Consider the following 25,171-nt stretch of genomic DNA (forward strand, 5'->3'; position numbering starts at 1 on the left):
TTCAAGGATGGGCGTTAAGCCCATTTTTTTATTTTGCAAAGCATGCACATATCATGCACTAGGGGGTTCAGGTGTCGAGCAAGCTAGAAGAGTTGCAGGCCTTGCTGGCCCCGGTGGTCGTGGCCCTGGGCTATGAATGCTGGGGTATCGAGTTTTCGGCTCAGGGTCGTCACTCGATGTTGCGCGTTTATATCGATAAAGAGGGTGGCGTGCTGGTGGACGATTGCGCCATTGTCAGCCGTCAGATCAGCGGTGTACTGGATGTTGAAGATCCAATTTCCGTTGAATACACCCTCGAAGTTTCCTCGCCTGGCATGGAGCGCCCACTGTTCACTCTTGAGCAGTTTGCAAAATTTGCCGGTGAACAAGTGAAGATCAAGCTGCGCTCGCCTTTTGAAGGTCGACGCAACTTTCAGGGCCTTCTGCGCGGTGTAGAAGAACAGGATGTCGTGGTGCAGGTAGACGACCATGAGTTCCTGTTGCCGATCGATATGATCGACAAGGCCAACATTATTCCCAGTTTTGACTGAGACGCGGATCCCGCGGATCCAATGGCTTGCGAAAGGCGAGGCGTACGATGAGCAAAGAAGTACTGCTGGTTGTTGAGTCGGTATCCAATGAAAAGGGCGTACCGGCAAGCGTAATTTTTGAAGCGCTGGAGCTGGCTCTGGCCACTGCTACCAAAAAGCGTTTTGAAGACGAAGTAGACCTGCGTGTGGAGATTAATCGCCACACCGGTTCTTACGAAACTTTCCGTCGCTGGACGGTCGTTGAAGAGAATGATCTCGACGATCCGGCCATCGAAACCTGGCCAACCAAGGTTGCTGAAACGCATCCTGGCGCCAAGGTTGGCGACGTCGTTGAAGAAAAGATCGAATCCATCGAGTTCGGCCGCATCGCTGCACAGACTGCCAAGCAGGTCATCGTGCAGAAAGTTCGCGAAGCCGAGCGCGCTCAAGTGGTCGACGCCTATCGCGAGCGCCTGGGAGAAATCATCTCCGGCACCGTGAAAAAAGTCACCCGCGACAACGTGATCGTCGATCTGGGTAACAACGCTGAAGCGTTGCTGGCCCGTGAAGACATCATTTCTCGCGAAACTTTCCGTGTCGGCGTGCGCCTGCGTGCGCTGCTCAAGGAAATCCGCACCGAGAACCGCGGCCCGCAGCTGATCCTGTCGCGTACCGCGCCGGAAATGCTGATCGAGCTGTTCCGCATCGAAGTGCCGGAAATTGCCGAAGGCCTGATCGAAGTAATGGCAGCGTCCCGTGATCCGGGTTCGCGCGCCAAGATCGCCGTCCGCTCCAAGGACAAACGCATCGACCCGCAGGGCGCTTGCATTGGTATGCGCGGTTCGCGCGTCCAGGCAGTGTCGGGCGAGTTGGGCGGTGAGCGTGTTGATATCGTCCTGTGGGATGACAACCCGGCTCAGTTCGTGATCAACGCCATGTCCCCGGCTGAGGTTGCGGCAATTATCGTTGACGAAGATGCCCATGCAATGGACATCGCCGTTGGCGCAGACAATCTGGCTCAGGCCATCGGTCGAGGTGGTCAGAACGTGCGTCTGGCGAGCCAGTTGACTGGCTGGACCCTGAACGTGATGACCGAATCGGACATCCAGGCTAAGCAGCAAGCAGAAACCGGCGACATCCTGCGCAACTTCATCGACGAGCTGGAAGTCGACGAAGAACTGGCTCAGGTGCTGGTAGATGAAGGCTTCACCAGCCTGGAAGAGATTGCCTACGTACCGTTGGAAGAAATGCTCAACATCGACGGCTTTGACGAAGATATCGTCAACGAGCTTCGCGCTCGTGCCAAGGATCGTTTGTTGACCAAAGCCATCGCTACTGAGGAAAAGCTGGCAGACGCCCATCCGGCCGAAGACCTGCTCTCGCTTGAGGGTATGGACAAGGATTTGGCGATGGAACTGGCGGTGCGCGGCGTAATTACCCGCGAAGACCTGGCCGAGCAGTCTATTGACGACCTGCTCGACATCGACGGCATTGACGATGATCGTGCCGGCAAGTTGATCATGGCCGCCCGAGCCCACTGGTTCGAGTAATTAGGCGCGGCCTGAGGAGAGAAGTGCATGACGCAAGTCACGGTGAAACAACTGGCCGATGAGGTCAAAACACCGGTAGAGCGCCTGTTGCAGCAGATGCGTGAGGCAGGTCTGCCGCACACCGCCGCCGAAGAAAATGTGACTGACAGTGAGAAGCAGTCCCTGCTGACTCACTTGAAAAGCAGCCACAAGGCGAAAGTGGAAGAACCACGCAAGATCACGCTGCAGCGTAAAACCACCAGCACCCTGCGTGTTGCTGGCAGCAAAAGCATCAGCGTTGAAGTCCGCAAGAAGAAAGTTTTCGTACAGCGCAGCCCGGAAGAAATCGAAGCCGAGCGCAAGCGTGAACTGGATGAGCGTCGCGCAGTAGAAAATGCTGCCCGTCAGAAGGCTGAAGAAGAAGCCAAGCAACGCGCCGAAGTAGAAGCGCGTAATCAGCCTGCTGCTGCGCAGAACGCTACCAGCGACGCCGTTGCGGCGCCGGCTGCAGTTGCCGAACCTGTTCGCGAAAGCGCACCGGTGGTTGCCGCTGCTCCAGCTCCGTCTGCTGACGTTCGCAACAAGCAGAACGAACAGCGCCGTCCGGACAAGCCACGTGCTGACGATAACAATCGTCGCAGCGGTGGCGGTGATGGCGAGCGCAAAAACGCTCCGCATCGCGCCTCGGTCAAAGAAAAAGCGCCGGCTCCACGCGTGGCACCACGCACTACCGACGAAGAAAGCGATGGCTTCCGTCGTGGTGGTCGCGGCAAGGCCAAGCTGAAGAAGCGCAACGCACACGGTTTCCAGAGCCCAACCGGCCCTGTCGTGCGTGATGTGCAGATCGGCGAGACCATCACTGTTGGCGATCTTGCCAATCAGATGTCGGTCAAGGCTGCTGAAATCATCAAGTTCATGTTCAAACTGGGTACTCCAGCGACCATCAACCAGGTGCTTGATCAGGAAACTGCTCAACTGGTAGCCGAAGAACTGGGCCACAAAGTGACCCTGGTCAGCGACACCGCCCTGGAAGATTCCCTGGCCGAGTCCCTGAAGTTTGAAGGTGAGTCGTTCTCCCGTGCGCCAGTCGTGACCGTAATGGGCCACGTTGACCACGGTAAAACGTCCCTGCTCGACTACATCCGTCGTGCCAAGGTAGCTGCTGGCGAAGCCGGCGGTATTACTCAGCACATCGGTGCATACCACGTTGAAACCGAACGCGGCATGGTCACTTTCCTCGACACCCCGGGTCACGCCGCGTTTACCGCAATGCGTGCTCGTGGTGCCAAGGCGACCGACATCGTGATCCTGGTGGTTGCAGCGGACGACGGCGTGATGCCGCAGACCATTGAAGCTGTTCAGCACGCTGTAGCGGCTTGCGTTCCACTGGTTGTAGCAGTGAACAAAATCGACAAGCCGGGCGCCGATCTCGATCGCATCCGTAGCGAACTGTCGGTTCACGGCGTGACTTCCGAAGAGTGGGGCGGTGATACGCCGTTCGTTCCGGTTTCGGCGAAAGTCGGTACTGGCGTGGACGAGTTGCTTGAAGCCGTTCTGCTGCAAGCTGAAGTTCTCGAACTGAAAGCAACTCCATCGGCTCCTGGCCGTGGCGTTGTGGTTGAATCGCGTCTCGACAAAGGTCGTGGCCCGGTGGCAACCGTTCTGGTTCAAGACGGTACCCTGCGCCAAGGCGACATGGTTCTGGTCGGTTCGAACTATGGCCGCGTGCGTGCCATGCTCGACGAGAACGGCAAACCAATCAAAGAAGCCGGTCCATCCATCCCTGTCGAGATCCTCGGCCTGGACGGTACCCCGGACGCTGGCGACGAGATGAGCGTGGTTGCTGACGAGAAGAAAGCCCGTGAAGTGGCTCTGTTCCGTCAAGGCAAGTTCCGCGAAGTCAAACTGGCTCGCGCTCACGCCGGCAAGCTGGAAAACATCTTCGAAAACATGGGTCAGGCCGAGAAGAAGACGCTCAACATCGTCCTCAAATCCGACGTCCGTGGTTCGCTGGAAGCGTTGAACGGTGCCTTGAATGGCCTGGGCAACGACGAAGTACAAGTGCGTGTAGTCGGCGGCGGCGTCGGTGGTATCACCGAGTCCGACGCTAACCTGGCACTGGCTTCCAACGCTGTACTGTTCGGCTTCAACGTGCGTGCCGATGCTGGCGCACGGAAGATCGTCGAGCAGGAAGGTCTGGACATGCGTTACTACAACGTGATCTACGACATCATCGAAGACGTCAAGAAAGCCCTGACCGGCATGCTCGGCAGCGATGTTCGCGAGAACATCCTGGGTGTGGCCGAAGTGCGTGACGTGTTCCGTTCGCCGAAGTTTGGCGCGATCGCAGGCTGCATGGTGATCGAAGGTGTTGTGCACCGTAACCGTCCGATCCGTGTACTGCGTGAAGACATCGTTATCTTCGAAGGCGAGCTGGAATCCCTGCGCCGCTTCAAGGATGACGCTTCCGAAGTACGTGCCGGCATGGAATGCGGTATCGGCGTGAAGAGCTACAACGACGTCAAAGTCGGCGACAAGATCGAAGTCTTCGAGAAGGTTCAGGTTGCTCGCAGCCTCTAACTCGCGCACTTCAGGAGCCGTGATGGGCTGCCGTACTCAACGGTGCGGCGCATCACCCGGACTCTAAACGCAACGCCCGGTCTGGCTTTTGTCAGGCCGGGCGTTTGCCGCTTTCAGACCTTGCGGGTTTCACCGCAGGGCAGTAACAGGTAACAAATCATGGCAAAAGAATACAGCCGTACCCAACGTATCGGCGATCAGATGCAGCGTGAGCTGGCCCAACTGATCCGTCGCGAAGTCAAAGATCCACGCGTGGGTCTGGTCACCATTACCGCTGTGGAAGTCAGCCGTGACGTCGGTCACGCCAAGATTTTCATTACCGTGATGGGCCAGGACAACGCTGAAGATATCGCGCAAAGCATCAAGGTGCTCAACGCCGCCGCAGGTTTCCTGCGCATGCAGCTGGCCCGTGAAATGAAACTGCGCAGCGTGCCGCAATTGCACTTCCACTACGATGAATCCGTCGTGCGTGGCGCGCACCTGTCGGCCCTGATCGAGCGCGCCGTGGCTGAAGACAATCAGCATCCGGTCGTCGCTGCACCTGAAGACACCAAGGAGTAATTCGGTGGCTCAGGTCAAACGTATCCGTCGTAATGTCAGCGGCATCATCTTGCTCGACAAACCGTTGGGGTTCACCTCCAACGCTGCGTTGCAGAAGGTCCGCTGGCTGCTCAATGCCGAGAAGGCCGGTCACACCGGTAGCCTAGACCCACTGGCCACCGGCGTTTTGCCGTTGTGCTTCGGTGAGGCCACCAAGTTCTCGCAATACCTGCTCGATTCCGACAAGGGTTATGAAACCCTGGCGCAACTGGGCAAGACCACCACCACGGCAGACGCCGAAGGTGAGGTTTTGCAGGAGCGCCCGGTGACCGTTGGTCGCGCCGATGTCGAAGCGGTTCTGCCGAAATTTCGCGGGCAAATCAGTCAGATACCGCCGATGTACTCGGCGCTCAAGCGTGATGGCCAGCCGCTGTATAAGCTGGCTCGTGCAGGCGAAGTAGTGGAGCGCGAACCGCGTTCTGTTACTATTGCGCGCTTGGAATTACTGGCCTTCGAAGGCGATACTGCGCGTCTTGCGGTGGATTGCAGCAAGGGCACCTATATTCGCACCCTGGTGGAGGATATCGGTGAGCAACTCGGTTGTGGTGCGTACGTCGCTGAATTGCGTCGTACCCAGGCCGGGCCTTTCACCCTGGCGCAGACGGTTACCCTCGAAGAGCTTGAAGCAGTACATGCCGAAGGCGGCAACGAAGCGGTTGATCGCTTCCTGATGCCATCAGACAGCGGCCTGCTGGATTGGCCGTTGCTGCACTTCTCGGAAGCGAGTGCGTTCTACTGGCTCAACGGCCAGCCGGTACGTGCCCCGGATGCTCCGAAGTTCGGCATGGTACGGGTACAGGATCACAATGGTCGCTTCATCGGTATCGGTGAAGTGAGCGAAGACGGGCGCATTGCACCACGTCGACTGATTCGGTCGGAATGACCGAAACCGGTCTGTGTCAAAGCAGGCTGGCGAGGGTGGCTGTTAACAGGCACGGTCACTACTCATTTATAGATACAGGGATTTGTCCCTGGCCTGTTGAAGCTGTTTCCCTGAAACAGTTTCCTGATAAAAAGGATTGCCTCATGGCTCTCGACGTTCAAGAAAAAGCTCAAATCGTTGCTGACTACCAGCAAGCTGTTGGTGACACTGGTTCGCCAGAAGTGCAAGTTGCACTGCTGACCCACAACATCAACAAGCTGCAAGGTCACTTCAAGGCCAACGGTAAAGATCACCACTCCCGTCGTGGTCTGATCCGCATGGTAAACCAGCGTCGCAAGCTGCTGGACTACCTGAAAGGCAAGGATCTGGGTCGTTATCAGACTCTGATCGGTCGCCTGGGTCTGCGTCGCTAATCAGCGATTGCGCTATGAGGTTGGTTGTCTGTCGGACGTCTGCGGTTTACCGCTGGCGGCTTGCAGGCTCCCAGCCTCAAGTTTTATCTGGATACACGTTTTACCCCGGACAACGGTTGGGCCGATTCCCGACATTGCCCAAGAATTCGCAAGAAACCAGTTCCCCCAAGAGCCACAAAGAAGGTAGGACACCGTGAACCCGGTAATCAAAAAATTCCAGTTCGGTCAATCGACCGTTACCCTCGAGACTGGCCGTATCGCCCGTCAGGCCTCCGGGGCAGTATTGGTCACCGTTGACGACGACGTCAGCGTATTGGTGACTGTAGTCGGCGCAAAACAAGCCGATCCGGGCAAGGGCTTCTTCCCTCTGTCCGTTCACTACCAGGAAAAGACTTACGCTGCCGGTAAGATCCCTGGTGGTTTCTTCAAGCGTGAAGGCCGTCCTTCCGAGAAAGAAACCCTGACTTCCCGACTGATCGACCGTCCGATCCGTCCACTGTTCCCTGAAGGCTTCATGAACGAAGTGCAGGTTGTCTGCACCGTCGTTTCCACCAGCAAAAAAACCGATCCGGACATCGCTGCGATGATCGGTACCTCGGCTGCCCTGGCCATCTCGGGCATTCCGTTCGACGGCCCGATCGGCGCCGCTCGTGTAGCTTTCCACGAAAGCACCGGCTACCTGCTGAACCCGACTTACGAGCAGCAAGCTGCTTCGAGCCTGGACATGGTCGTTGCCGGTACTTCCGACGCCGTACTGATGGTTGAATCGGAAGCCAAAGAGCTGACCGAAGACCAGATGCTGGGCGCGGTACTGTTTGCTCACGACGAGTTCCAGGTGGTGATCAACGCCGTTAAAGAACTGGCTGCCGAAGCTGCCAAGCCGACCTGGACCTGGGCGCCTGCGCCAGAAGCCACCGAACTGCTGGGCGCTATCCGTGCCGAGTTCGGCGAAGCGATCTCCCAGGCTTACACCATCACCGTCAAGGCCGACCGTTACGCGCGTCTGGGCGAGCTGAAGGATCAAGTCGTTGCCAAGCTGTCCGGTGAAGAAGGCCAGCCTTCGTCCAGCGAAGTCAAAGCCGCTTTCGGCGAAATCGAATACCGCACCGTTCGCGAAAACATCGTTAACGGCAAGCCACGTATCGACGGTCGCGACACCAAAACCGTACGTCCGCTGAACATCGAAGTCGGCGTTCTGCCGAAGACTCACGGTTCGGCGCTGTTCACCCGTGGTGAAACCCAGGCTCTGGTCGTTGCAACACTGGGTACTGCCCGTGACGCACAACTGCTGGACACCCTGGAAGGCGAGAAAAAAGACCCGTTCATGCTGCACTACAACTTCCCTCCGTTCTCGGTGGGCGAGTGTGGTCGCATGGGTGGTGCTGGTCGTCGTGAAATCGGTCACGGCCGTCTGGCCCGTCGTTCGGTTTCGGCCATGCTGCCAGCCGCTGACGTGTTCCCGTACACCATCCGTGTAGTTTCGGAAATCACCGAATCCAACGGTTCGAGCTCGATGGCTTCCGTTTGCGGCGCTTCCCTGGCCCTGATGGATGCTGGTGTGCCGATGAAGGCGCCGGTTGCCGGTATCGCCATGGGTCTGGTTAAAGAAGGCGAGAAGTTCGCCGTCCTGACCGACATCCTTGGTGACGAAGACCACCTGGGCGACATGGACTTCAAAGTAGCCGGTACCGCCAAAGGCGTTACTGCGCTGCAGATGGACATCAAGATCAAGGGCATCACCGAAGAGATCATGGAAATCGCTCTGGGCCAAGCCCTGGAAGCGCGCCTGAACATCCTCGGTCAGATGAACCAGATCATCGGCCAGTCGCGTACCGAACTGTCGGCCAACGCTCCGACCATGATCGCGATGAAAATCGACACCGACAAGATCCGTGATGTTATCGGTAAAGGTGGCGCGACCATCCGTGCGATCTGCGAAGAAACCAAGGCTTCGATCGACATCGAAGACGACGGTTCGATCAAGATCTTCGGCGAAACCAAGGAAGCGGCTGAAGCAGCACGTCAGCGCGTTCTGGGTATCACCGCTGAAGCCGAGATCGGCAAGATCTACGTCGGCAAGGTTGAGCGCATCGTCGACTTCGGCGCATTCGTCAACATCCTGCCGGGCAAGGATGGTCTGGTGCACATCTCGATGCTGAGCGACGCTCGCGTAGAGAAAGTGACCGACATCCTGAAAGAAGGCCAGGAAGTGGAAGTGCTGGTACTGGACGTGGACAACCGCGGCCGTATCAAGCTGTCCATCAAAGACGTGGCAGCGGCCAAGGCTTCGGGCGTTTAATCACCCCCAGGCTTTAGCGCAATGAAAATGCCCCGCCGTGAAAACGGCGGGGCATTTTTTTGTCTGCCAGAAAAGGTCAAGGTACAAAGTTGCCGGAGCCCGAGACCGGTGCTAGGTTTAGCCCACCGCCCGTGTAGCTCAGCCGGTAGAGCAGCGCACTCGTAACGCGAAGGTCGCAGGTTCGATTCCTGTCTCGGGCACCACCTTCTTCATCACTCTCACTTATCCCCATGTGGATTTATGTTCCGCAGGTCAGCTTTTTGTGGGAGAGATGTAAAGACCCGTGTAATTCGTCATGCAAACGTCCTATATTCGGTGCCTGCATGAGCATCGCTTAGCAGTTTTCAGATGATCCCGAATGGTTCCGAAGGCCGGTCAATCCGCGTCAGAGAGATCCTTGATGATCCAGATCCATCCTCCATTCCTAAGATCAGCGAGAACGCCATGACCGAATTAACTCAAGAGCAACGTCACGTACAGGCGCTGGAAAAGTACAAACTCGACGCCCCGCAGCTGTTGGAAGAGATCAAGGATCTCAGTCCCGATGATCAGAAAGATCAGATTCAGTGGGCCTTCGAAGATGAAGCCGAAGCCCAGGGCTTGCAGCCGTGGGAACTGACGCTCAAGTACACGAGCACGCCGGAAGAGTTCGAGGCGCAGCGCCTTGTGCTGCACAAAGAGGCGGCGGAAGTGCTGGGTGTGGAGTGGGAAGAATACTGCGAGATGAATAATCTGGTGGTCTGAAACAAAAACGCCAGCCTCAACCGGGCTGGCGTTTTTTATTGCGTGAAACCTTCAGAGGCTCAAGCGCATCGACAGATCCACCGCTTTCACATCCTTGGTCATCGCACCGATCGAGATGTAATCCACGCCGGTCTCGGCAATCGGCAGCAACGTGCTTTCGTTGATGCCACCGCTGGCTTCCAGCTTCGCCTTGCCGCCGTTCAGGCGCACGGCTTCGCGCATGTCATCCAGGCTCAGCTCGTCGAGCATGATGATGTCGGCGCCGGCGGCCAGTGCCTCCTTCAGCTCCCCCAGACTTTCCACTTCGACTTCCACCGGTTTGCCCGGCGCGATCTTGTGCGCGGCGGCAATGGCTTGTGGAATGCCACCGCTGGCGGCGATGTGGTTTTCCTTGATCAGGAACGCGTCGTACAGACCGATGCGATGGTTGTGGCAGCCACCGCAGGTCACCGCGTATTTCTGCGCCAGACGCAGGCCTGGCAGGGTTTTGCGGGTGTCGAGCAGTTTGACCTGGGTAGTACCGACGAAATCGGCCAGGTACTGCGCGCGAGTCGCCACACCCGACAGCAGTTGCAAGAAGTTCAGCGCACTGCGTTCCCCGGTCAGCAGCGAACGGGCCGGCCCTTCCAGATGAAACAGCGGCTGATTGGGTTTCACCCGCTCGCCATCGACCACTTGCCAGTGCACCGCGACCCGTGGATCGAGCTGACGAAACACGGCATCGACCCACGCCGTGCCGCAGATGACGGCGGCATCGCGCGTGATGATGGTGGCTTTGGCCAGACGTTCGGCCGGGATCAGTTGCGCGGTGATGTCGCCGCTGCCGATGTCTTCGAGCAACGCACGGCGCACGTTGGCTTCGATTTCGGCGGTCAAATCGGCGAGACGTAGATTCGGCATAACGGGCTCCACAAACAAAGTGGTTCGATTATAGGGGCATGGCGCGAGCCAACCCAAGGCGAGAACGCGCGTGCTTGCCTGCATCCGGTCGATTTTCTTTGAGCAAAACGCGCCCGGACAGGGTCATTGAGAGGGCATAGGGGAAACCCTGACGACTATGGCGCCGTGGGCAAGTTATGAAAGATAATCCGCCTTGCATTTGACGTCATAGCTTTGACGTGTAATGCGGCCGAAGTTGTTGAGACCTGTGGGAGCGAGCTTGCTCGCGAAAGCGCAGTGTCAGTCACCAACCATGTCACTGACAGATCGCCTTCGCGAGCAAGCTCGCTCCCACAGGAGGCTTATGTTGCAAGTGACCGAACGAATCACCGTTTCAGGAGGCTTGGATGCACAACGACGGGAAAGTGGTGCCTTTGCACAAGGGCGCTACCGATCAGGCGAATCACTCGCCGCTCGCCCGCCTGCCTGTGATTCTGCTTCAGGTTCGCGACAAGGCTGCCCAGCAACTGCGCCACGGTTTACAGGAGCTGTTCGATAACGCTGACGACACGCTGTTCGAAATGGCCGACCGTGCGCGCAACGATGTCGAGCAGAATATCTTTTTCGAAGCCATGCGCGACTTGCGCCTCAAGCGCAAAAACATCGAGCGTGGCTTCCTTGAGCAATTTTTCGAAGCCTTCGTCGGCCTGACGCAATACGATCCCACGCACAACACGCTGCCGCACGCCCTGATCTACGACGAGCTGGCACCGCGCAGCGACGACATGGAGCGCAGCGTGGCGGTCGAGACCATGGTCGGTCGCGTGCTCAAGCGTGACGGCTTCGCCCTCGATCAACTGACCGCGCGCCTTAACGCGCTGCTCGGCAACACCCTCGACGATCAGCACAACCCGCTCGGCCCGGCGCGGCTCTGCGAGTTTTTCCTCCAGGCCGGGCGTAATCTGGGCGTGGAAATCAAGGTCAAGCTGATCCTGCTCAAACTGTTCGAGCGCTATGTATTGGCCGACACCGAGCAGCTTTACGCCGAAGCCAATCAATTGTTGCTCGCCACCGGTGTGTTGCCCGAGTTGAAAGCGGCCCCTGCACGTCGCGCAATTGATCGTGCGATCGCCAATGTGCACAGCGAGGAACGCGACGACACGCCGCCCGTCGACGAAGGCGTGCAGGAGGTTTTCGCCGCGTTGCAGAAGTTGCTCGCGCAGGTGCGCGGCAGTGTCGCGCCGACGCTGGAACCCAGCGTCGCGGCGCAACCGATTTCCACCCGCGACCTGCTGCGCCTGCTCTCGCATTTGCAACAATACGTGCCGGCGCTGGCGGCGCAGGATGACTTTGATCTGCGCAATCAGCTCGAACAACTGTTGCCCCGAGTCAGTGTCAGAAGCGGCAAATCGCGGATCGTCGGCGATGCGGACGAAGACGTGATCAATCTGATCGCGATGGTCTTTGACTGCATTCTTGAAGACCGTAATGTGCCGGATTCGCTCAAGGCGCTGATCGCCCGTCTGCAGATCCCGATGCTCAAGGTCGCGGTACTCGACAAGAGTTTCTTCAGCCGCAGCACCCACCCGGCGCGGCGCCTGCTCAACGAAATCGCCGAGGCGGCCATGGGCTGGGGCGATTGCGACGGTGAGGCACGCGACAGCTTGTACCTGCGTATCGAACAAGTGGTGCAGCGCCTGCTCAACGATTTCGTCGACGACCCGGCGATTTTCTCCGAGTTGCTGGCTGACTTTCTCGCCTTCACCAGCGATGAACGCCGCCGCAGCGAACTGCTTGAACAGCGCCTGCGTGACGCCGAAGAGGGGCGAGCGAAAACCGAACTGGCGCGGCGTCGGGTCGAGCGCGCGTTGAATCAAGCGCTGCTGGGCAAGACCCTGCCGCCGACCGTGGTCACCTTCGTCCAGGACGCCTGGAGCAAAGTATTGCTGCTGACCTGTCTCAAGCATGGCGATCAGTCCGCTGAATGGCAGGCCGATGTGCAGACCATGGAGCAGTTGGTCTGGAGTGTGCAGCGCCATGACGACGCTGAATCCAGCCTGCGCTTGCTGGCGCTGGTGCCGGGCTTGCTCAAGGCACTGCGTGATGGTCTGAGCAGTTCGGCGTTCGATCCGTTCGCCACCAGCGAGTTTTTCAGTGAGCTGGAAGCCTTGCATGTGCGGGTGCTGGAGCGCTCCGAGCAGGCCGAGCAGGCTTTGCCCATGGTCGAGGTGTCGCAACAGATCATCCTGCAAACCGCTGATGAAGGCAGCGCGGCGTTGACCTCGGTACGTTTGCCTCACGACGCCGCCGGTCTGCGCCAGGTCGAGCAACTGCGTCTTGGCAGTTGGGTGGCGTTTCAGGAAGACGATGAAAACAGTCTGCGCTGCAAACTCGCGGCCATCATCGAAGTCACCGGCAAGTATGTATTTGTCGATCGCACCGGGATGAAGGTGCTGGAGCGCAGCCGCATTGCACTGGCCTTGGAATTCGAGCGCGGAGCGGTGCGTGCGCTGGACGACACCTTGTTGTTCGATCGCGCGCTGGAGTCGGTGCTGGGCAATCTGCGACGACTCAATCGCGGCAAGTGATCGCGCGTCGGGGGCCGATCACGGCATACTGGGCGCCAACACAGTCGGCGTTGAAGGAATCGGTATGCAGTTGGATCCCGCTAGCGGGTGGTGTCACGGGGTGCAGGTCTGCCCATCGCCCAACTTCAATGAGCGCCCAGCGGGCGAAATTTCCCTGTTGGTCATCCACAACATCAGCCTGCCGCCGGCGCAGTTCGCCACGGGCAAGGTGCAGGAATTTTTCCAGAATCGTCTGGATGTCACCGAACATCCCTATTTTGCAGGGATTGCTGACCTGCGCGTCTCGGCGCACTTTCTGATTGAACGTGACGGCAAGGTCACCCAGTTTGTCTCCTGTCTTGAGCGAGCGTGGCATGCCGGCGTCTCGGTCTTCGATGGACGAGAAACCTGTAACGATTTTTCCGTGGGCATCGAGCTCGAAGGCACCGATGATCTGCCGTTCACCGACGCGCAGTATCAGGTGTTGACGGCGTTGACCCGCCAGTTGCAAAGCGCATTTCCGGCCATCACCGGCGCCCGCATTTGTGGGCACAGCGACATAGCACCCGGGCGTAAGACCGATCCTGGCCCGGCATTCGACTGGGCGCGTTACCGCGCGGCCCTGGCACAAGAGGAAGGACAATGAGTTTTCTGGTGTTACTGCTGGCGTTGTGGATCGAGAAGTTTTCGGCCCTGCGTCATCGGGTTCAACGCGATGGCGGATGGATCCGCGAACTGAACAAACTCGAAACCAGCACGCGCCTGGCCAGACAGCCTTGGCTGGTGCTGACGATTCTGGTGCTGTTCCCGGTGGCGCTGTTGGCGTTGTTGCTATTGGTACTGGAGCCTGTGGCCTACGGCTTGCTGGCGTTGCCGGTGCATTTGCTGGTGGTGATTTACAGCCTGGGGCGCGGCGATTTGCTCGGCGGTCTCGGGCCATTCCGTGATGCCTGGCGGCGTGAAGATCTGCAAGCCGCAGCGCATGTGGCCAAGCGCGATCTGGATATCTGCGCCGACAGCGGCGAGCAGTTGCTTGAAAGCGTGCAGGGGCATCTGCTGTGGCAGGCCTATCAGAGCTTTTTTGCGGTGATATTCTGGTATTTCGTGCTCGGCCCGGTGGCGGCTTTGGCGTATCGCCTGTTGGCGCTGGCGCAGGAGCACGGCCAGAACCCGGCGCTGGTCGAGCGCGCCGCGCAACTGCGGCATGCCTTTGACTGGCTGCCGGTACGCTTGCTGGCGGCGAGTCTGGCGCTGGTCGGCAACTTTGTCGCGGTCAGCCGGGTAATGCTGCATGAACTGCTGAACTGGAACATCAGCGCTGCACAATTGATCAACCGGGTCGGTCTGGCGGCGGGGGAGATTCCACCTCCCGTGGTCGGTCCGGACGGCATCAACACCCTCGATTGCCTGTGGGAATTGCTCTTGCGCGCGGCGGTGCTGTGGTACGCCGGGTTTGCCTTGTGGACCGTCTTGATCCACTGATTTCATTGATTTAAACAAAGATCCGAAGATCGCAGCCTGCGGCCGCTCCTACACAGGGATTGTGTATTTCCTGAAGGAGCTGCCGCAGGCTGCGAGGTTTTTTCGTTAACCTTAAGTTACAAAACCTCCCTCCGATTTGAGCTATACAGAGATGGCGCTCGATAGTGGCTATCTGCTGTCGCCCCGCGCCTGCCAATAAAAACAAGAAAAACCAAGGGAGACTTCCAGTGAAGAGCTTGCTCTATCCCGCCGTCTCGCTGATGAACCGTCTGAGCTTCGGCATGAAGTTCAGCCTGATCAGCGTGCTGTTTCTGGTGCCGATGCTGGTGACCAATTTTTATCTGGTGCGCGATTCCTATCGCGAATTCCAGGGCACTCGGGTCGAGCTGCAAAGCCTTGATCTGCTGGGCAGTAGCCTGGCCCTGCGTCGGGATCTGGAAACGCTCAACAATCTGGTACAGATCAACGTCACCCTCGGCCAGTCCGGCAAGGCCGGGAATATCGAGGCGCAGATCACTACGCTCGAACAAGCGGTTATGGCACGCCTGCAAGGGCTGACGGCGATGACCGACGATCCCGAGCAGATTCAGGTCTTCGATGGTAAACGCGACGAAATGATTGCCGCGTTCAAGGCCCAGCAAGCGGAAAACTCACTGCAGAGCAAAAGCGCGTTGATCAGCAAAGTGCTCGCCAGTGCGCAGATTTTCAGCCAGATCATCACCAGTCAGGCCGGCCTGAGCCGCGACAACCAGAGCGATATCCGTCAGCTCAGCGAACTGGTCACCCTGATCACCCCGACCGTCACGCAAACCCTTGGCGAAGGTCGGGCCATGGGCTCGTATTCATTGGGCCAGGGTTTTCTCAACAGTTCTTCGAGTACGCGTTTCGATGAGTTGCTGGTGCAGATCGAAAAACTCCAGGCCGAGTACGCGCTGAAACTGCAGGACGCTCTCGGCTCGAGCAAAGCCGCGCGGGACACCCTCAGCACGGCGGCCGACAGCAGCAAGGCCTCGCTGAAACAGGCCATCGAATTGTTTGAGGAACAGGTGGTGATGGCCGACACCCTCGATGCGCCTTGGCAGGCGTTTTACGATCAGGTCACCGCGCTGATCGACAGGACTTACCAGCTCAACGACGCCACGTTGAAATTTCTCGACACCCAATTGCAGCAGCGTCTGGCGCAGAACCGCACACATATGGTCTTGCAGGCGGTGGCGCTGTCGGTGGTGTTCGTGCTGATTTTCTATCTCTACGGCGGTTTCTACGCCTCGACCCGCACCACACTGAAGCGCCTCGGGGCGATGATGGACAAGGTCGCGGCCGGCGACATGACGGTCAACTTCAAAGCCAATAGCCGCGATGAGCTGGGCGAGTTGGGCGAAGTCTTCAATGGCACGGTGAGGAAGATTCACGACCTGATCGAGCGCGTAGGTCAGACTGTCGCTGAGGTCGAGCGCCAGGCCGGGCAGGTTGAAAACGTCTCTGCGCAGAGCAATCAGGCGGTCGCCGGGCAACGCACGCAGATCGAGCAAGTGGCAACGGCGATGAACCAGATGTCGGCGACTTCACTGGAGGTGGCGCGCAGTGCGGCGGCAGCGGTGAGCAGCGCCCATAGCGTCAATGACGAGACCATCAGTGGCCGTGGCCTGGTCGAGTCGCAGCAGGGCAGCATTGCTGCGCTGGCCAGCGAAATCGACCAGTCGGTGTTGGTGATCAACCAGTTAGCCAGCGACAGCCAGGCGATCAGTCGTGTACTGGAAGTGATCAAGAGTATTGCCGAACAAACCAACCTGCTGGCGCTCAACGCCGCGATCGAAGCCGCCCGTGCCGGCGAGCAGGGACGAGGTTTTGCCGTGGTCGCCGACGAAGTGCGCACGCTGGCCAAACGCACTCAGCAATCAACTGAAGAAATCGAACAGATGATCGCCAAACTGCACGGCGGTGTCGGCGCGGCCGTGAAGGCCATGGGCGTCAGCCATCAGATGGCCAATGGCACGGTCGGGCAGTCGGAAAAGGTCCAGCAGGCGCTGGAAAACATCCTTGGTGCGGTCGGAATGATCGTCGATCAGAACCAGCAGATCGCCGCTGCGGTTGAACAGCAAACTGCGGTGGCCCACGACATCGATCAGAACATCGTCGAGATCAACAGCGCCGGCGAGCGCACGGCGCAAGGTGCGCATCAGACCGAAGATGCCAGCCGGGCGCTGTCAGCCCAAGTGGTGGAGCTTAAACAGCTGATCAGCGCGTTCCGCGTCTGAGGCACGCACGAAAAACTGTGGGAGCGAGCCTGCTCGCGAATGCAATCTGTCAGTGACATCTCTGTCACCTGATACACCGCCTTCGCGAGCAGGCTCGCTCCCACAGGGTTTTGGGTTTTGTCAGAACCCTTTGTAGTACTTCTTCACTTCCGGCCGTAAGCCCAATCCTGTTTCCCTCCAGGCTCTGGCATTTCCCCATCAATGAGCCAGTATCCATACCTAATCGTTCGCATAGAGGATGTCGCTCATGTCTGCCGCAACCTTGGGGGTTCTGGGCCGTTGCGCTCATTGCCAGACCACGCTGCTGCTCAAACCCTGGCAGCTCAATGCCATCTCGATCAATGAACCGTTTACCTGCGAGCATTGCCAGAAAGCGCTCGAGCTGCGATGCCCGCAACAGATCAAGCGCTTCAAGTCGCTCGACTCACTGGCGCTGCTGCGTTTCAGTGCTTCGTTGACGGTGTGCACCGCGCTGCTGGTGGCGCTGGTGATGGAATGGGTGGGACTGCTTAGCGTCACTGAGCAACTGAACGCGTCACTGATCACGATCTTTGTGTACTTCGTGGTCGTCCGTTACGCGCGCCAGCGGCAACACCTGACGCTGATTCTGGAGGCGGCCAAGGCGCACGCCGACTGATTACCAGCCGAATACTTCGCAGCTGTTGGCGGTACTGGCCGTGGCCAGTTGTTGCGGGCTGATATTCATCAGTCCGGCCAGCGCCTCGCAGATCGCCGGCAAGTGCGCCGGGCTGTTGCGCTGACCGGGAAACATCGCAGGTGCCATGTCCGGTGAATCGGTTTCCAGCACAATCGAATCCAGTGGCAGTTCCGCCAGCACCCGATGCATGCGCAACGCTTGTGGCCAGGTCGGTGCGCCGCCGAGGCCCAGTTTGAAACCGAGTTTGATGTATTCCCGCGCCTCTTCACGGCTGCCGGCAAAGGCGTGGATGATCCCCGCGCGTTTGAGCTTGAAGCGCTTGAGCGTCGCGATCACCGCCGCGTGGCTGCGTCGCACATGGATCAGCGCCGGCAACTGAAAGTCTGCGGCCAGTTGCAGTTGCGCCTCGAACAGCGCCTGTTGCCGCTCGCGGTCGAGGGTTTCGATGAAGTAATCCAGACCGATCTCGCCCACCGCACACAATTGCCGATGACCGCGCAATCGCGTCAGCCAATCACCGAGCGCCGATAAATCTTCGGGTCGATGCTGATCGAGATACACCGGGTGCAGGCCGAATGCCGCGTACAAATCGACATCGCTCTGCACCAGATCCCACACCCGTTGCCAATTGCCCTCATAGACGCCCAAAACCACCATCCGCCGCACCCCGAGGGCGCGGCTTTCGGCGAGCAACGCTAAGCGATCGGCGTCGAAGTCGGGGAAGTCGAGGTGGGTGTGGCTGTCGATCAGCTCCACGGTTCAGTCCCGGTGAATACGTTGCTTGAAGGTCCGCGCAATGGCCTGCACGCCAGGCTTGTACTCCGACTGCTCGACAGCGGCCAGCGCCAGTTCCAGCGCCTTGTCGGCGATCAACTGGTGCTGCTGGGCCATGGCATTGACCGGCAGCGGCAGGAAATCCAGCAACTGCGTATCACCGAAGGTGCCGAGGCGCAGCGGCCGCGATTTCAGCGGGAAGTCATGCAGCGCATCGAACACGCCTTGCAGCAGCACGTAGGACGTTGTCACCAGCGCATCCGGCAAATGTCCCAGACGCTGCAGGAGTTCTTCCATCAATTGCTTGCCGCATTCGCGACTGAAGGATTCGGCGTGTTCGACCAGCACTTCGCCTTTGAAGTCGACCAGTGCCTCTTTGAAACCGGCGGCACGTTCCTGACTGATGCTCAGTTCCGGACGCGCGCCGAGCAGTACGATCTGCTTCGGTTGCGGGTCAAGCAGACTCTGGGTCAGGTGCAGGCTGGCTTCGCGGTCGTCACTGATCACCGAGCAGAAATGCTCGGGTTCCATGACCCGGTCGATGGCGATGATCGGTAGGCCTTTGGCCTGCAACTGGCGGTAACTGTCATCCCCAGTCGGAAGGCAACTGGCGACGATCAGCGCATCACAGCGGCGCGCCTTGAACAGTTGCAGCAACTGCCGTTCGCTGTCTGGCGCATCGTCGGAACTGGCGATCAGCAATTGATAGCCGCGCGCCCGCGCACCTTGCTCAAGTAGCTTGGCGATCCGCGCGTAACTGGGGTTTTCCAGATCCGGCAGAATAAAGCCCAGCGTGCGCGTGTGCCGACTGCGCAGCCCGGCCGCTTGTGGGTTTGGCGTGAAGCCGTGCAGATCGACCACTGCGCGCACCCGCTCGACGGTGGCGGTGCTGATGCGTTGCTGTTCGGCCTTGCCGTTGATGACGTAGCTGGCGGTGGTCACGGACACTCCGGCCAACCGCGCGATATCACTGAGTTTCAACCCGGGATTTCCTTGTTTTTTCGAGCTTGCCGCGACATTTTCGCCAATCCTACCCGATTAGGGCAGGCGACTATTGTCGCAGCGCATCCGACAAGTTGGACTTCAAGGATGGGACATTATCGAGTAACGTGCCGATCAATCTAGATTAAACGTTTCAGCAAGCGTATTTTCTACGTTTTAGACGTCTTTGGCCGGTTCTGCCGTGAAACCGCCAAAACTGCCGCTGAAAAGCAAAGCGGTAAAGCGCCTAAGCTGCAAACCATCCAAAACAATACCTGGCACTCATAAAGCGCCAAAAAGGAGATCGCATGCTCGAGCTCACTATAGAGCAGATATCCATGGGCCAATCGGCTGTGGATAAACCCGCTGCCCTGCAACTACTCGCCAATCACCTGGTGGCCGATGGTCTGGTTGCTGACGGTTACCTCGCTGGATTGCAGGCACGGGAAGCCCAGGGCTCGACCTTTCTCGGTCAAGGTATTGCCATTCCCCACGGAACGCCGCAAACCCGTGATCAGGTGTTCGCCACTGGCGTGCGCCTGATGCAGTTCCCGGAAGGCGTGGATTGGGGCGATGGCCAGATCGTTTATCTGGCGATCGGCATCGCCGCCAAATCCGACGAACACCTGCGCCTGCTGCAACTGCTGACCCGCGCCCTCGGCGAGACCGATCTGGGCCAGGCTCTGCGTCGTGCCAGTTCCCCCGAAGCGCTGCTGAAATTGCTGCAAGGCGCACCGCAAGAGCTGGCGCTGGATGCACAGATGATCGGCCTCGGCGTGTCGGCTGACGATTTCGAAGAACTGGTTTGGCGTGGCGCACGTCTGTTACGGCAGGCCGATTGTGTGAGCAACGGTTTTGCCGGTGTGTTGCAGCAGGTCGAAGCGCTGCCGCTGGGCGATGGCCTGTGGTGGCTGCACAGCGAGCAGACCGTGAAGCGTCCGGGCCTGGCGTTCGTGACGCCGGACAAACCGATGCGCTACCTCGGTCAACCGCTCAGCGGTCTGTTCTGTCTGGCCAGCCTTGGCGAAGCGCATCAGGCGTTGCTTGAACGTCTTTGCGCGTTGCTGATTGAAGGTCGCGGCCATGAGCTGGGCCGCGCCACCAGCAGCCGTAAAGTCCTTGAAGTGCTCGGCGGTGAATTGCCCGCCGATTGGCCGAGCGCACGCATTGCCCTGGCCAACGCCCATGGTTTACACGCGCGCCCGGCGAAGATCCTTGCGCAACTGGCGAAGAGTTTTGATGGCGAAATTCGTGTGCGCATCGTCGACGGCCAGGACAGCGCCGTGTCGGTGAAGAGCTTGAGCAAACTGCTCAGCCTCGGCGCCCGTCGCGGTCAGGTGTTGGAGTTGATCGCGGAACCGAGCATCGCCGCTGACGCCTTGCCGGCACTCTTGGCCGCGATCGAAGAAGGCCTTGGCGAAGAAGTCGAGCCGCTGCCAGCCGTAAGCCAGCAGCGCGAGGTCATTGCCGACATCGCCGAAGTGCTGATCGCCCCGGCGTCCGGCGCTCAGTTGCAGGCGATCCCGGCAGCCCCTGGCATTGCCATCGGGCCTGCGCATATTCAGGTGCAGCAAACCATCGATTACCCGCTGCGCGGCGAGTCCGCCGCCGTTGAGCGCGAACGTCTCAAGCAAGCGCTCAGCGACGTGCGCGGTGACATTCAGGGCCTGATCGAACGCAGCAAAGCCAAAGCCATCCGCGAGATCTTTATCACCCATCAGGAAATGCTCGACGATCCGGAACTCACCGATGAAGTCGACACCCGCCTCAAGCAAGGCGAAAGCGCCGAAGCGGCGTGGATGGCGGTGATCGAAGCGGCGGCCAAACAACAGGAATCGCTACACGACGCGTTGCTCGCCGAACGGGCGGCGGACCTGCGTGACGTCGGTCGTCGCGTGTTGGCGCAACTGTGTGGCGTGCAAACTCCGAGCGAGCCTGATCAACCGTACATTCTGGTGATGGACGAGGTCGGTCCGTCCGATGTCGCACGGCTGGATCCGGCGCGCGTGGCGGGGATTCTCACCGCGCGCGGCGGCGCCACGGCGCACAGTGCAATCGTTGCGCGTGCTCTCGGGATTCCAGCGCTGGTCGGCGCTGGCGCAGCGGTGTTGTTGCTGGCGCCGGGCACACCGTTGCTGCTCGACGGCCAACGCGGTCGCCTGCACGTCGACGCCGATGCGGCGACCCTGCAACGCGCCACCGAAGAACGCGACACCCGTGAGCAACGCTTGAAGATTGCCGCCGAACAACGCCATCAACCGGCACACACCACCGACGGTCACGCGGTCGAAGTGTTCGCCAACATCGGCGAAAGCGCGGGCGTGATCAGTGCGGTGGAGCAGGGCGCCGAAGGCATTGGCCTGCTGCGTACCGAACTGATTTTCATGGCCCATCCGCAAGCGCCCGACGAAGCCACGCAAGAAGCCGAATACCGCCGCGTCCTCGATGGCCTCGCCGGTCGTCCGCTGGTGGTGCGCACGCTGGATGTCGGCGGCGACAAACCGCTGCCGTATTGGCCGATTGCCAAAGAAGAAAACCCGTTCCTCGGTGTGCGCGGTATTCGCCTGACCCTGCAACGTCCGCAGATCATGGAAGCGCAGTTGCGCGCCCTGCTGCGTTCGGCGGACAACCGTCCGCTGCGGATCATGTTCCCTATGGTTGGCAGCGTCGAAGAGTGGCGTCAGGCCCGCGATATGACCGAACGTCTGCGCCTGGAAATCCCGGTTGCTGATCTGCAACTGGGGATCATGATTGAAGTGCCGTCCGCCGCTCTGCTCGCGCCGGTACTGGCCAAGGAAGTCGACTTCTTCAGTGTCGGCACCAACGACCTGACCCAGTACACACTGGCCATCGACCGTGGTCACCCGACCCTGTCGGCGCAGGCGGATGGCTTGCACCCGGCGGTGCTGCAACTGATCGACATCACCGTGCGCGCGGCCCATGCCCACGGCAAATGGGTCGGCGTCTGCGGTGAGCTGGCGGCAGATCCGCTGGCGGTGCCGGTGCTGGTCGGCCTCGGTGTCGATGAACTCAGCGTCTCCGGACGCAGCATTGCCGAAGTCAAGGCACGCATCCGCGAACTCAGCCTGACCCAGGCGCAAACCCTTGCTCAACACGCCCTGGCCGTGGGCAGCGCGAACGAAGTGCGCGCATTAGTGGAGGCCCTGTAATGGCCAAGATTCTTACCCTGACCCTCAATCCGGCGCTCGACCTCACCGTCGAACTGCCACGCCTGGAGGCGGGTCAGGTCAATCGCAGCGACGAGATGCACACCCATGCTGCCGGCAAAGGCGTGAATGTTGCGCAAGTGCTGGCCGACCTCGGCCATCAACTGACGGTCAGCGGCTTTCTCGGCGAAGACAATCTGCAAGCGTTCGAAACCCTGTTCGCCAAGCGTGGTTTTGTCGACGCGTTTATCCGCGTGCCGGGCGAGACGCGCAGCAACATCAAAGTCGCTGAACAGAGTGGCCGCATCACCGACATCAACGGCCCTGGACCGGTGGTCGATACCGCCGCGCAGCAAGCGTTGCTCGATCGACTGGTGCAGATTGCACCGGGTCACGATGCGGTGGTGGTAGCTGGCAGTTTGCCGCGTGGCGTGACGGCGCAGTGGTTGCGCGAGTTGATCGAACGGCTCAATCAGCTCGGTCTGAAAGTCGCTCTCGACAGCAGCGGCGCAGCATTGCGCGAAGCTTTGAAAGCCAGTCCATGGCTGATCAAACCGAACACCGAAGAACTCGCCGACGCGCTCGGTTGCGACGTGGTTTCCCACGCGGCGGAAGCGCAAGCAGCGGCGCGCTTGCATGCGCAAGGTATCGAGCACGTGGTGATTTCTCACGGTGCTGATGGCGTGAACTGGTTCAGCGTCGGTTCGGCACTGCACGCCACGCCACCGAAGGTCAGCGTTGCCAGCACGGTCGGTGCTGGTGATTCGCTGTTGGCCGGCATGCTCCACGGTTTGCTCAGCGCCGACACACCTGAACAAACCCTGCACACGGCCACCGCAATTGCGGCGATGGCGGTGACCCAGATCGGTTTTGGCATCAACGATGCGGCGCAACTGGCGCAGCTCGAACAGGGCGTGCGCGTGCGTCCCCTGACAGAACAATAAGAGGGTTTGTCATGAAATTAGCCATTGTTACGGCTTGCCCGAACGGCATGGTCACCAGTGTGCTGTGCGCGCGTCTGCTCGATGCGGCGGCGCAGCGTCAGGGCTGGAGCACCAGCGTGGAAGTGGTCGATGCGGCGCACCCGGAACGCGAATTGTCGGCAGCGACGATTGCGGCGGCGGAATGGGTGTTGCTGGTCACCACCGGCACGGTGGACATGAGCCGCTTTGTCGGCAAACGGGTGTTCCAGATCGCCCCGGCGCAGGCGTTGCAAGATGTCGAAGCGGTGCTGCGTCGGGGCGCTGAAGAGGCTGCCGTTTACGTCGCCAGCGAGGCTGAACCGGTAACTGATGCGCCGCGAGCACCACGCATCGTCGCCATCACTGCCTGCCCGACCGGTGTCGCCCACACCTTCATGGCCGCCGAAGCCTTGCAGCAAACCGCTAAGCGCCTGGGCTATGACTTGCAAGTCGAAACCCAAGGCTCGGTGGGCGCGAAAACCCCGTTGAGCGCAGCGGCGATTTCCGACGCAGACGTGGTGTTGCTGGCGGCGGATATCGAAGTCGCCACCGAGCGTTTTGCCGGCAAGAAGATCTATCGCTGCAGCACCGGGATCGCCTTGAAGCAGTCCGAAGCCACGCTGAAAAAAGCCTTGGCCGAAGGTGCAGTGGAAAGCGCCGCGAGTGACGGCAAGGCACCGGCCAGGCAAGAGAAAACCGGCATCTATAAACACCTGCTGACCGGCGTGTCATTCATGTTGCCGATGGTCGTGGCCGGCGGTTTGATGATCGCGCTGTCGTTCGTCTTCGGCATCACCGCGTTCAAGGAAGAAGGCACGTTGGCCGCTGCGCTGATGCAGATCGGCGGTGAGACGGCGTTCAAGTTGATGGTGCCGTTGTTGGCCGGTTACATCGCTTATTCGATCGCCGACCGTCCGGGCCTGGCGCCGGGGATGATTGGTGGTTTGCTTGCCAGTACGCTGGGCGCCGGGTTTATCGGCGGCATCATCGCCGGGTTTATCGCCGGTTATGCGGCCAAGGCTATCAGTCGATATGTCGCCTTGCCGCAAAGTCTCGAAGCGCTGAAACCGATTCTGATCATCCCGTTGTTCGCCAGCCTGATCACCGGTCTGGTGATGATTTACGTGGTCGGTAAACCGGTCGCCGGCATGCTCGGGGCGCTCACGCATTTCCTCGACAGCATGGGCACCACCAACGCGATTCTGCTCGGTGTGTTGCTCGGTGGCATGATGTGCGTCGACCTCGGCGGGCCGATCAACAAAGCCGCGTACGCGTTCTCGGTAGGTCTGTTGGCGTCGCAGAGTTATGCACCGATGGCCGCGACCATGGCCGCAGGGATGGTGCCGCCGATTGGTCTGGGCATCGCCACATTTATCGCGCGGCGCAAATTTGCCCAGACTGAACGCGAGGCCGGCAAGGCTGCCTTCGTGCTGGGGCTGTGCTTTATCTCCGAAGGGGCGATTCCGTTTGCCGCGAAAGATCCGTTGCGGGTGATCCCGGCGAGCATCGCCGGTGGCGCGCTGACCGGTGCGTTGTCGATGTACTTCGGCTGCAAACTGATGGCGCCGCACGGTGGCTTGTTTGTGCTGGCGATTCCGAATGCGATCAATCATGCGTTGCTGTATTTGCTGGCGATTGTCGCGGGGAGCCTCTTGACCGCCGTTGTCTATGCGACGGTCAAACGCCCGGAAGCCGTCGAGCTGGCGCTGGAACCCGCCAAGGCTTAACTGAAAACACAAATCCCTTGTAGGAGTGAGCCTGCTCGCGATAGCGGTCTGTCAGTGACATGAATGTTGGCAGATATACCGATATCGCGAGCAGGCTCACTCCTACAATTGGTTCTGCGGTGTGTCTGGTGTCATGTGTGTTTCATGATCGCGTGCTTA

19 protein-coding genes and 1 tRNA gene are annotated in these 25,171 nt (G+C 59.6%); 17 read left to right on the forward strand and 3 right to left on the reverse strand.

Annotation, left to right across the window (positions count from 1 at the left end; translation table 11 throughout):
- Nucleotides 1–71: 71 nt before the first annotated feature.
- From rimP to CLU80_RS17700, 9 genes are all read left to right on the forward strand, one after another.
- The gene (rimP, locus tag CLU80_RS17660) at nt 72–530 is read left to right on the forward strand and encodes a ribosome maturation factor RimP (protein WP_007915250.1); all 459 of its coding nucleotides are present in this window, start codon (nt 72–74) and stop codon (nt 528–530) included.
- Nucleotides 531–577: 47 nt separating this feature from the next.
- Nucleotides 578–2,059 carry a transcription termination factor NusA gene (nusA, locus tag CLU80_RS17665; protein WP_093435760.1) on the forward strand — a complete coding sequence of 494 codons (1,482 nt, stop codon included), beginning with the start codon at nt 578–580 and terminating at the stop codon, nt 2,057–2,059.
- Between the two features lie 27 nt (nt 2,060–2,086).
- Nucleotides 2,087–4,618 (forward strand): translation initiation factor IF-2, encoded by a 2,532-nt coding sequence (gene infB, locus CLU80_RS17670; RefSeq protein WP_099757971.1) that lies wholly within the window; start codon nt 2,087–2,089, stop codon nt 4,616–4,618.
- 159 nt (nt 4,619–4,777) lie between these two features.
- The gene (gene rbfA, locus CLU80_RS17675) at nt 4,778–5,179 is read left to right on the forward strand and encodes a 30S ribosome-binding factor RbfA (RefSeq protein WP_099757972.1); all 402 of its coding nucleotides are present in this window, start codon (nt 4,778–4,780) and stop codon (nt 5,177–5,179) included.
- A gap of 4 nt (nt 5,180–5,183) precedes the next feature.
- Nucleotides 5,184–6,101 (forward strand): tRNA pseudouridine(55) synthase TruB, encoded by a 918-nt coding sequence (gene truB / locus CLU80_RS17680; RefSeq protein ID WP_093435771.1) that lies wholly within the window; start codon nt 5,184–5,186, stop codon nt 6,099–6,101.
- 143 nt (nt 6,102–6,244) lie between these two features.
- Nucleotides 6,245–6,514 carry a 30S ribosomal protein S15 gene (gene rpsO, locus CLU80_RS17685; RefSeq protein ID WP_003177875.1) on the forward strand — a complete coding sequence of 90 codons (270 nt, stop codon included), beginning with the start codon at nt 6,245–6,247 and terminating at the stop codon, nt 6,512–6,514.
- A 193-nt stretch (nt 6,515–6,707) separates the two neighbouring features.
- On the forward strand, nt 6,708–8,813 hold the full coding sequence (pnp, locus tag CLU80_RS17690) for a polyribonucleotide nucleotidyltransferase (protein ID WP_007915263.1): 2,106 nt from the start codon (nt 6,708–6,710) through the stop codon (nt 8,811–8,813).
- A gap of 127 nt (nt 8,814–8,940) precedes the next feature.
- Nucleotides 8,941–9,016: transfer RNA gene (locus CLU80_RS17695), tRNA-Thr, on the forward strand.
- A gap of 241 nt (nt 9,017–9,257) precedes the next feature.
- Nucleotides 9,258–9,557 carry a DUF6388 family protein gene (locus tag CLU80_RS17700; protein WP_093435776.1) on the forward strand — a complete coding sequence of 100 codons (300 nt, stop codon included), beginning with the start codon at nt 9,258–9,260 and terminating at the stop codon, nt 9,555–9,557.
- Nucleotides 9,558–9,608: 51 nt separating this feature from the next.
- Here the strand turns inward: CLU80_RS17700 and nadC are convergent, their stop codons facing one another.
- Nucleotides 9,609–10,457 (reverse strand): carboxylating nicotinate-nucleotide diphosphorylase, encoded by an 849-nt coding sequence (nadC, locus tag CLU80_RS17705; RefSeq protein WP_099757973.1) that lies wholly within the window; start codon nt 10,455–10,457, stop codon nt 9,609–9,611.
- A 386-nt stretch (nt 10,458–10,843) separates the two neighbouring features.
- Here nadC and CLU80_RS17710 point away from each other — a divergent pair, with 386 nt between their 5' ends.
- From CLU80_RS17710 to CLU80_RS17730, 5 genes are all read left to right on the forward strand, one after another.
- Complete coding sequence (locus CLU80_RS17710) at nt 10,844–13,024, forward strand: DUF1631 domain-containing protein (RefSeq protein WP_099757974.1); 2,181 nt, start codon at nt 10,844–10,846, stop codon at nt 13,022–13,024.
- Nucleotides 13,025–13,088: 64 nt separating this feature from the next.
- A complete protein-coding gene (ampD, locus tag CLU80_RS17715; RefSeq protein ID WP_093435788.1) occupies nt 13,089–13,649 on the forward strand; it encodes a 1,6-anhydro-N-acetylmuramyl-L-alanine amidase AmpD in 561 nt (186 codons plus the stop codon).
- Nucleotides 13,646–14,485 carry a regulatory signaling modulator protein AmpE gene (ampE, locus tag CLU80_RS17720; protein WP_093435791.1) on the forward strand — a complete coding sequence of 280 codons (840 nt, stop codon included), beginning with the start codon at nt 13,646–13,648 and terminating at the stop codon, nt 14,483–14,485. Before ampD ends, ampE begins: the two co-directional genes overlap by 4 nt.
- A gap of 227 nt (nt 14,486–14,712) precedes the next feature.
- Nucleotides 14,713–16,743: a methyl-accepting chemotaxis protein gene (locus tag CLU80_RS17725; protein ID WP_099757975.1), complete on the forward strand. Its 2,031-nt coding sequence runs from the start codon at nt 14,713–14,715 to the stop codon at nt 16,741–16,743.
- A gap of 247 nt (nt 16,744–16,990) precedes the next feature.
- On the forward strand, nt 16,991–17,380 hold the full coding sequence (locus CLU80_RS17730) for a hypothetical protein (protein WP_093435799.1): 390 nt from the start codon (nt 16,991–16,993) through the stop codon (nt 17,378–17,380).
- Here the strand turns inward: CLU80_RS17730 and CLU80_RS17735 are convergent, their stop codons facing one another.
- On the reverse strand, nt 17,381–18,157 hold the full coding sequence (locus CLU80_RS17735) for a TatD family hydrolase (RefSeq protein ID WP_099757976.1): 777 nt from the start codon (nt 18,155–18,157) through the stop codon (nt 17,381–17,383). It abuts the gene before it with no gap.
- Between the two features lie 3 nt (nt 18,158–18,160).
- Nucleotides 18,161–19,156 (reverse strand): catabolite repressor/activator, encoded by a 996-nt coding sequence (cra, locus tag CLU80_RS17740; RefSeq protein WP_099757977.1) that lies wholly within the window; start codon nt 19,154–19,156, stop codon nt 18,161–18,163.
- A gap of 308 nt (nt 19,157–19,464) precedes the next feature.
- Here cra and ptsP point away from each other — a divergent pair, with 308 nt between their 5' ends.
- The 3 genes from ptsP to CLU80_RS17755 are packed head-to-tail and all read left to right on the forward strand — an operon-like array spanning nt 19,465 to nt 25,012.
- On the forward strand, nt 19,465–22,326 hold the full coding sequence (ptsP, locus tag CLU80_RS17745) for a phosphoenolpyruvate--protein phosphotransferase (RefSeq protein ID WP_099757978.1): 2,862 nt from the start codon (nt 19,465–19,467) through the stop codon (nt 22,324–22,326).
- Nucleotides 22,326–23,267 carry a 1-phosphofructokinase gene (pfkB, locus tag CLU80_RS17750; RefSeq protein WP_099757979.1) on the forward strand — a complete coding sequence of 314 codons (942 nt, stop codon included), beginning with the start codon at nt 22,326–22,328 and terminating at the stop codon, nt 23,265–23,267. The genes ptsP and pfkB overlap by 1 nt, the downstream gene beginning before the upstream one ends.
- 11 nt (nt 23,268–23,278) lie before the next feature.
- A complete protein-coding gene (locus CLU80_RS17755; protein ID WP_099757980.1) occupies nt 23,279–25,012 on the forward strand; it encodes a PTS fructose-like transporter subunit IIB in 1,734 nt (577 codons plus the stop codon).
- The last annotated feature ends 159 nt before the right edge of the window (nt 25,013–25,171 follow it).

Source organism: Pseudomonas sp. 29, from assembly GCF_002754355.1.
In the GTDB taxonomy this organism is placed as follows: Bacteria; Pseudomonadota; Gammaproteobacteria; order Pseudomonadales; family Pseudomonadaceae; genus Aquipseudomonas; species Aquipseudomonas neuropathica.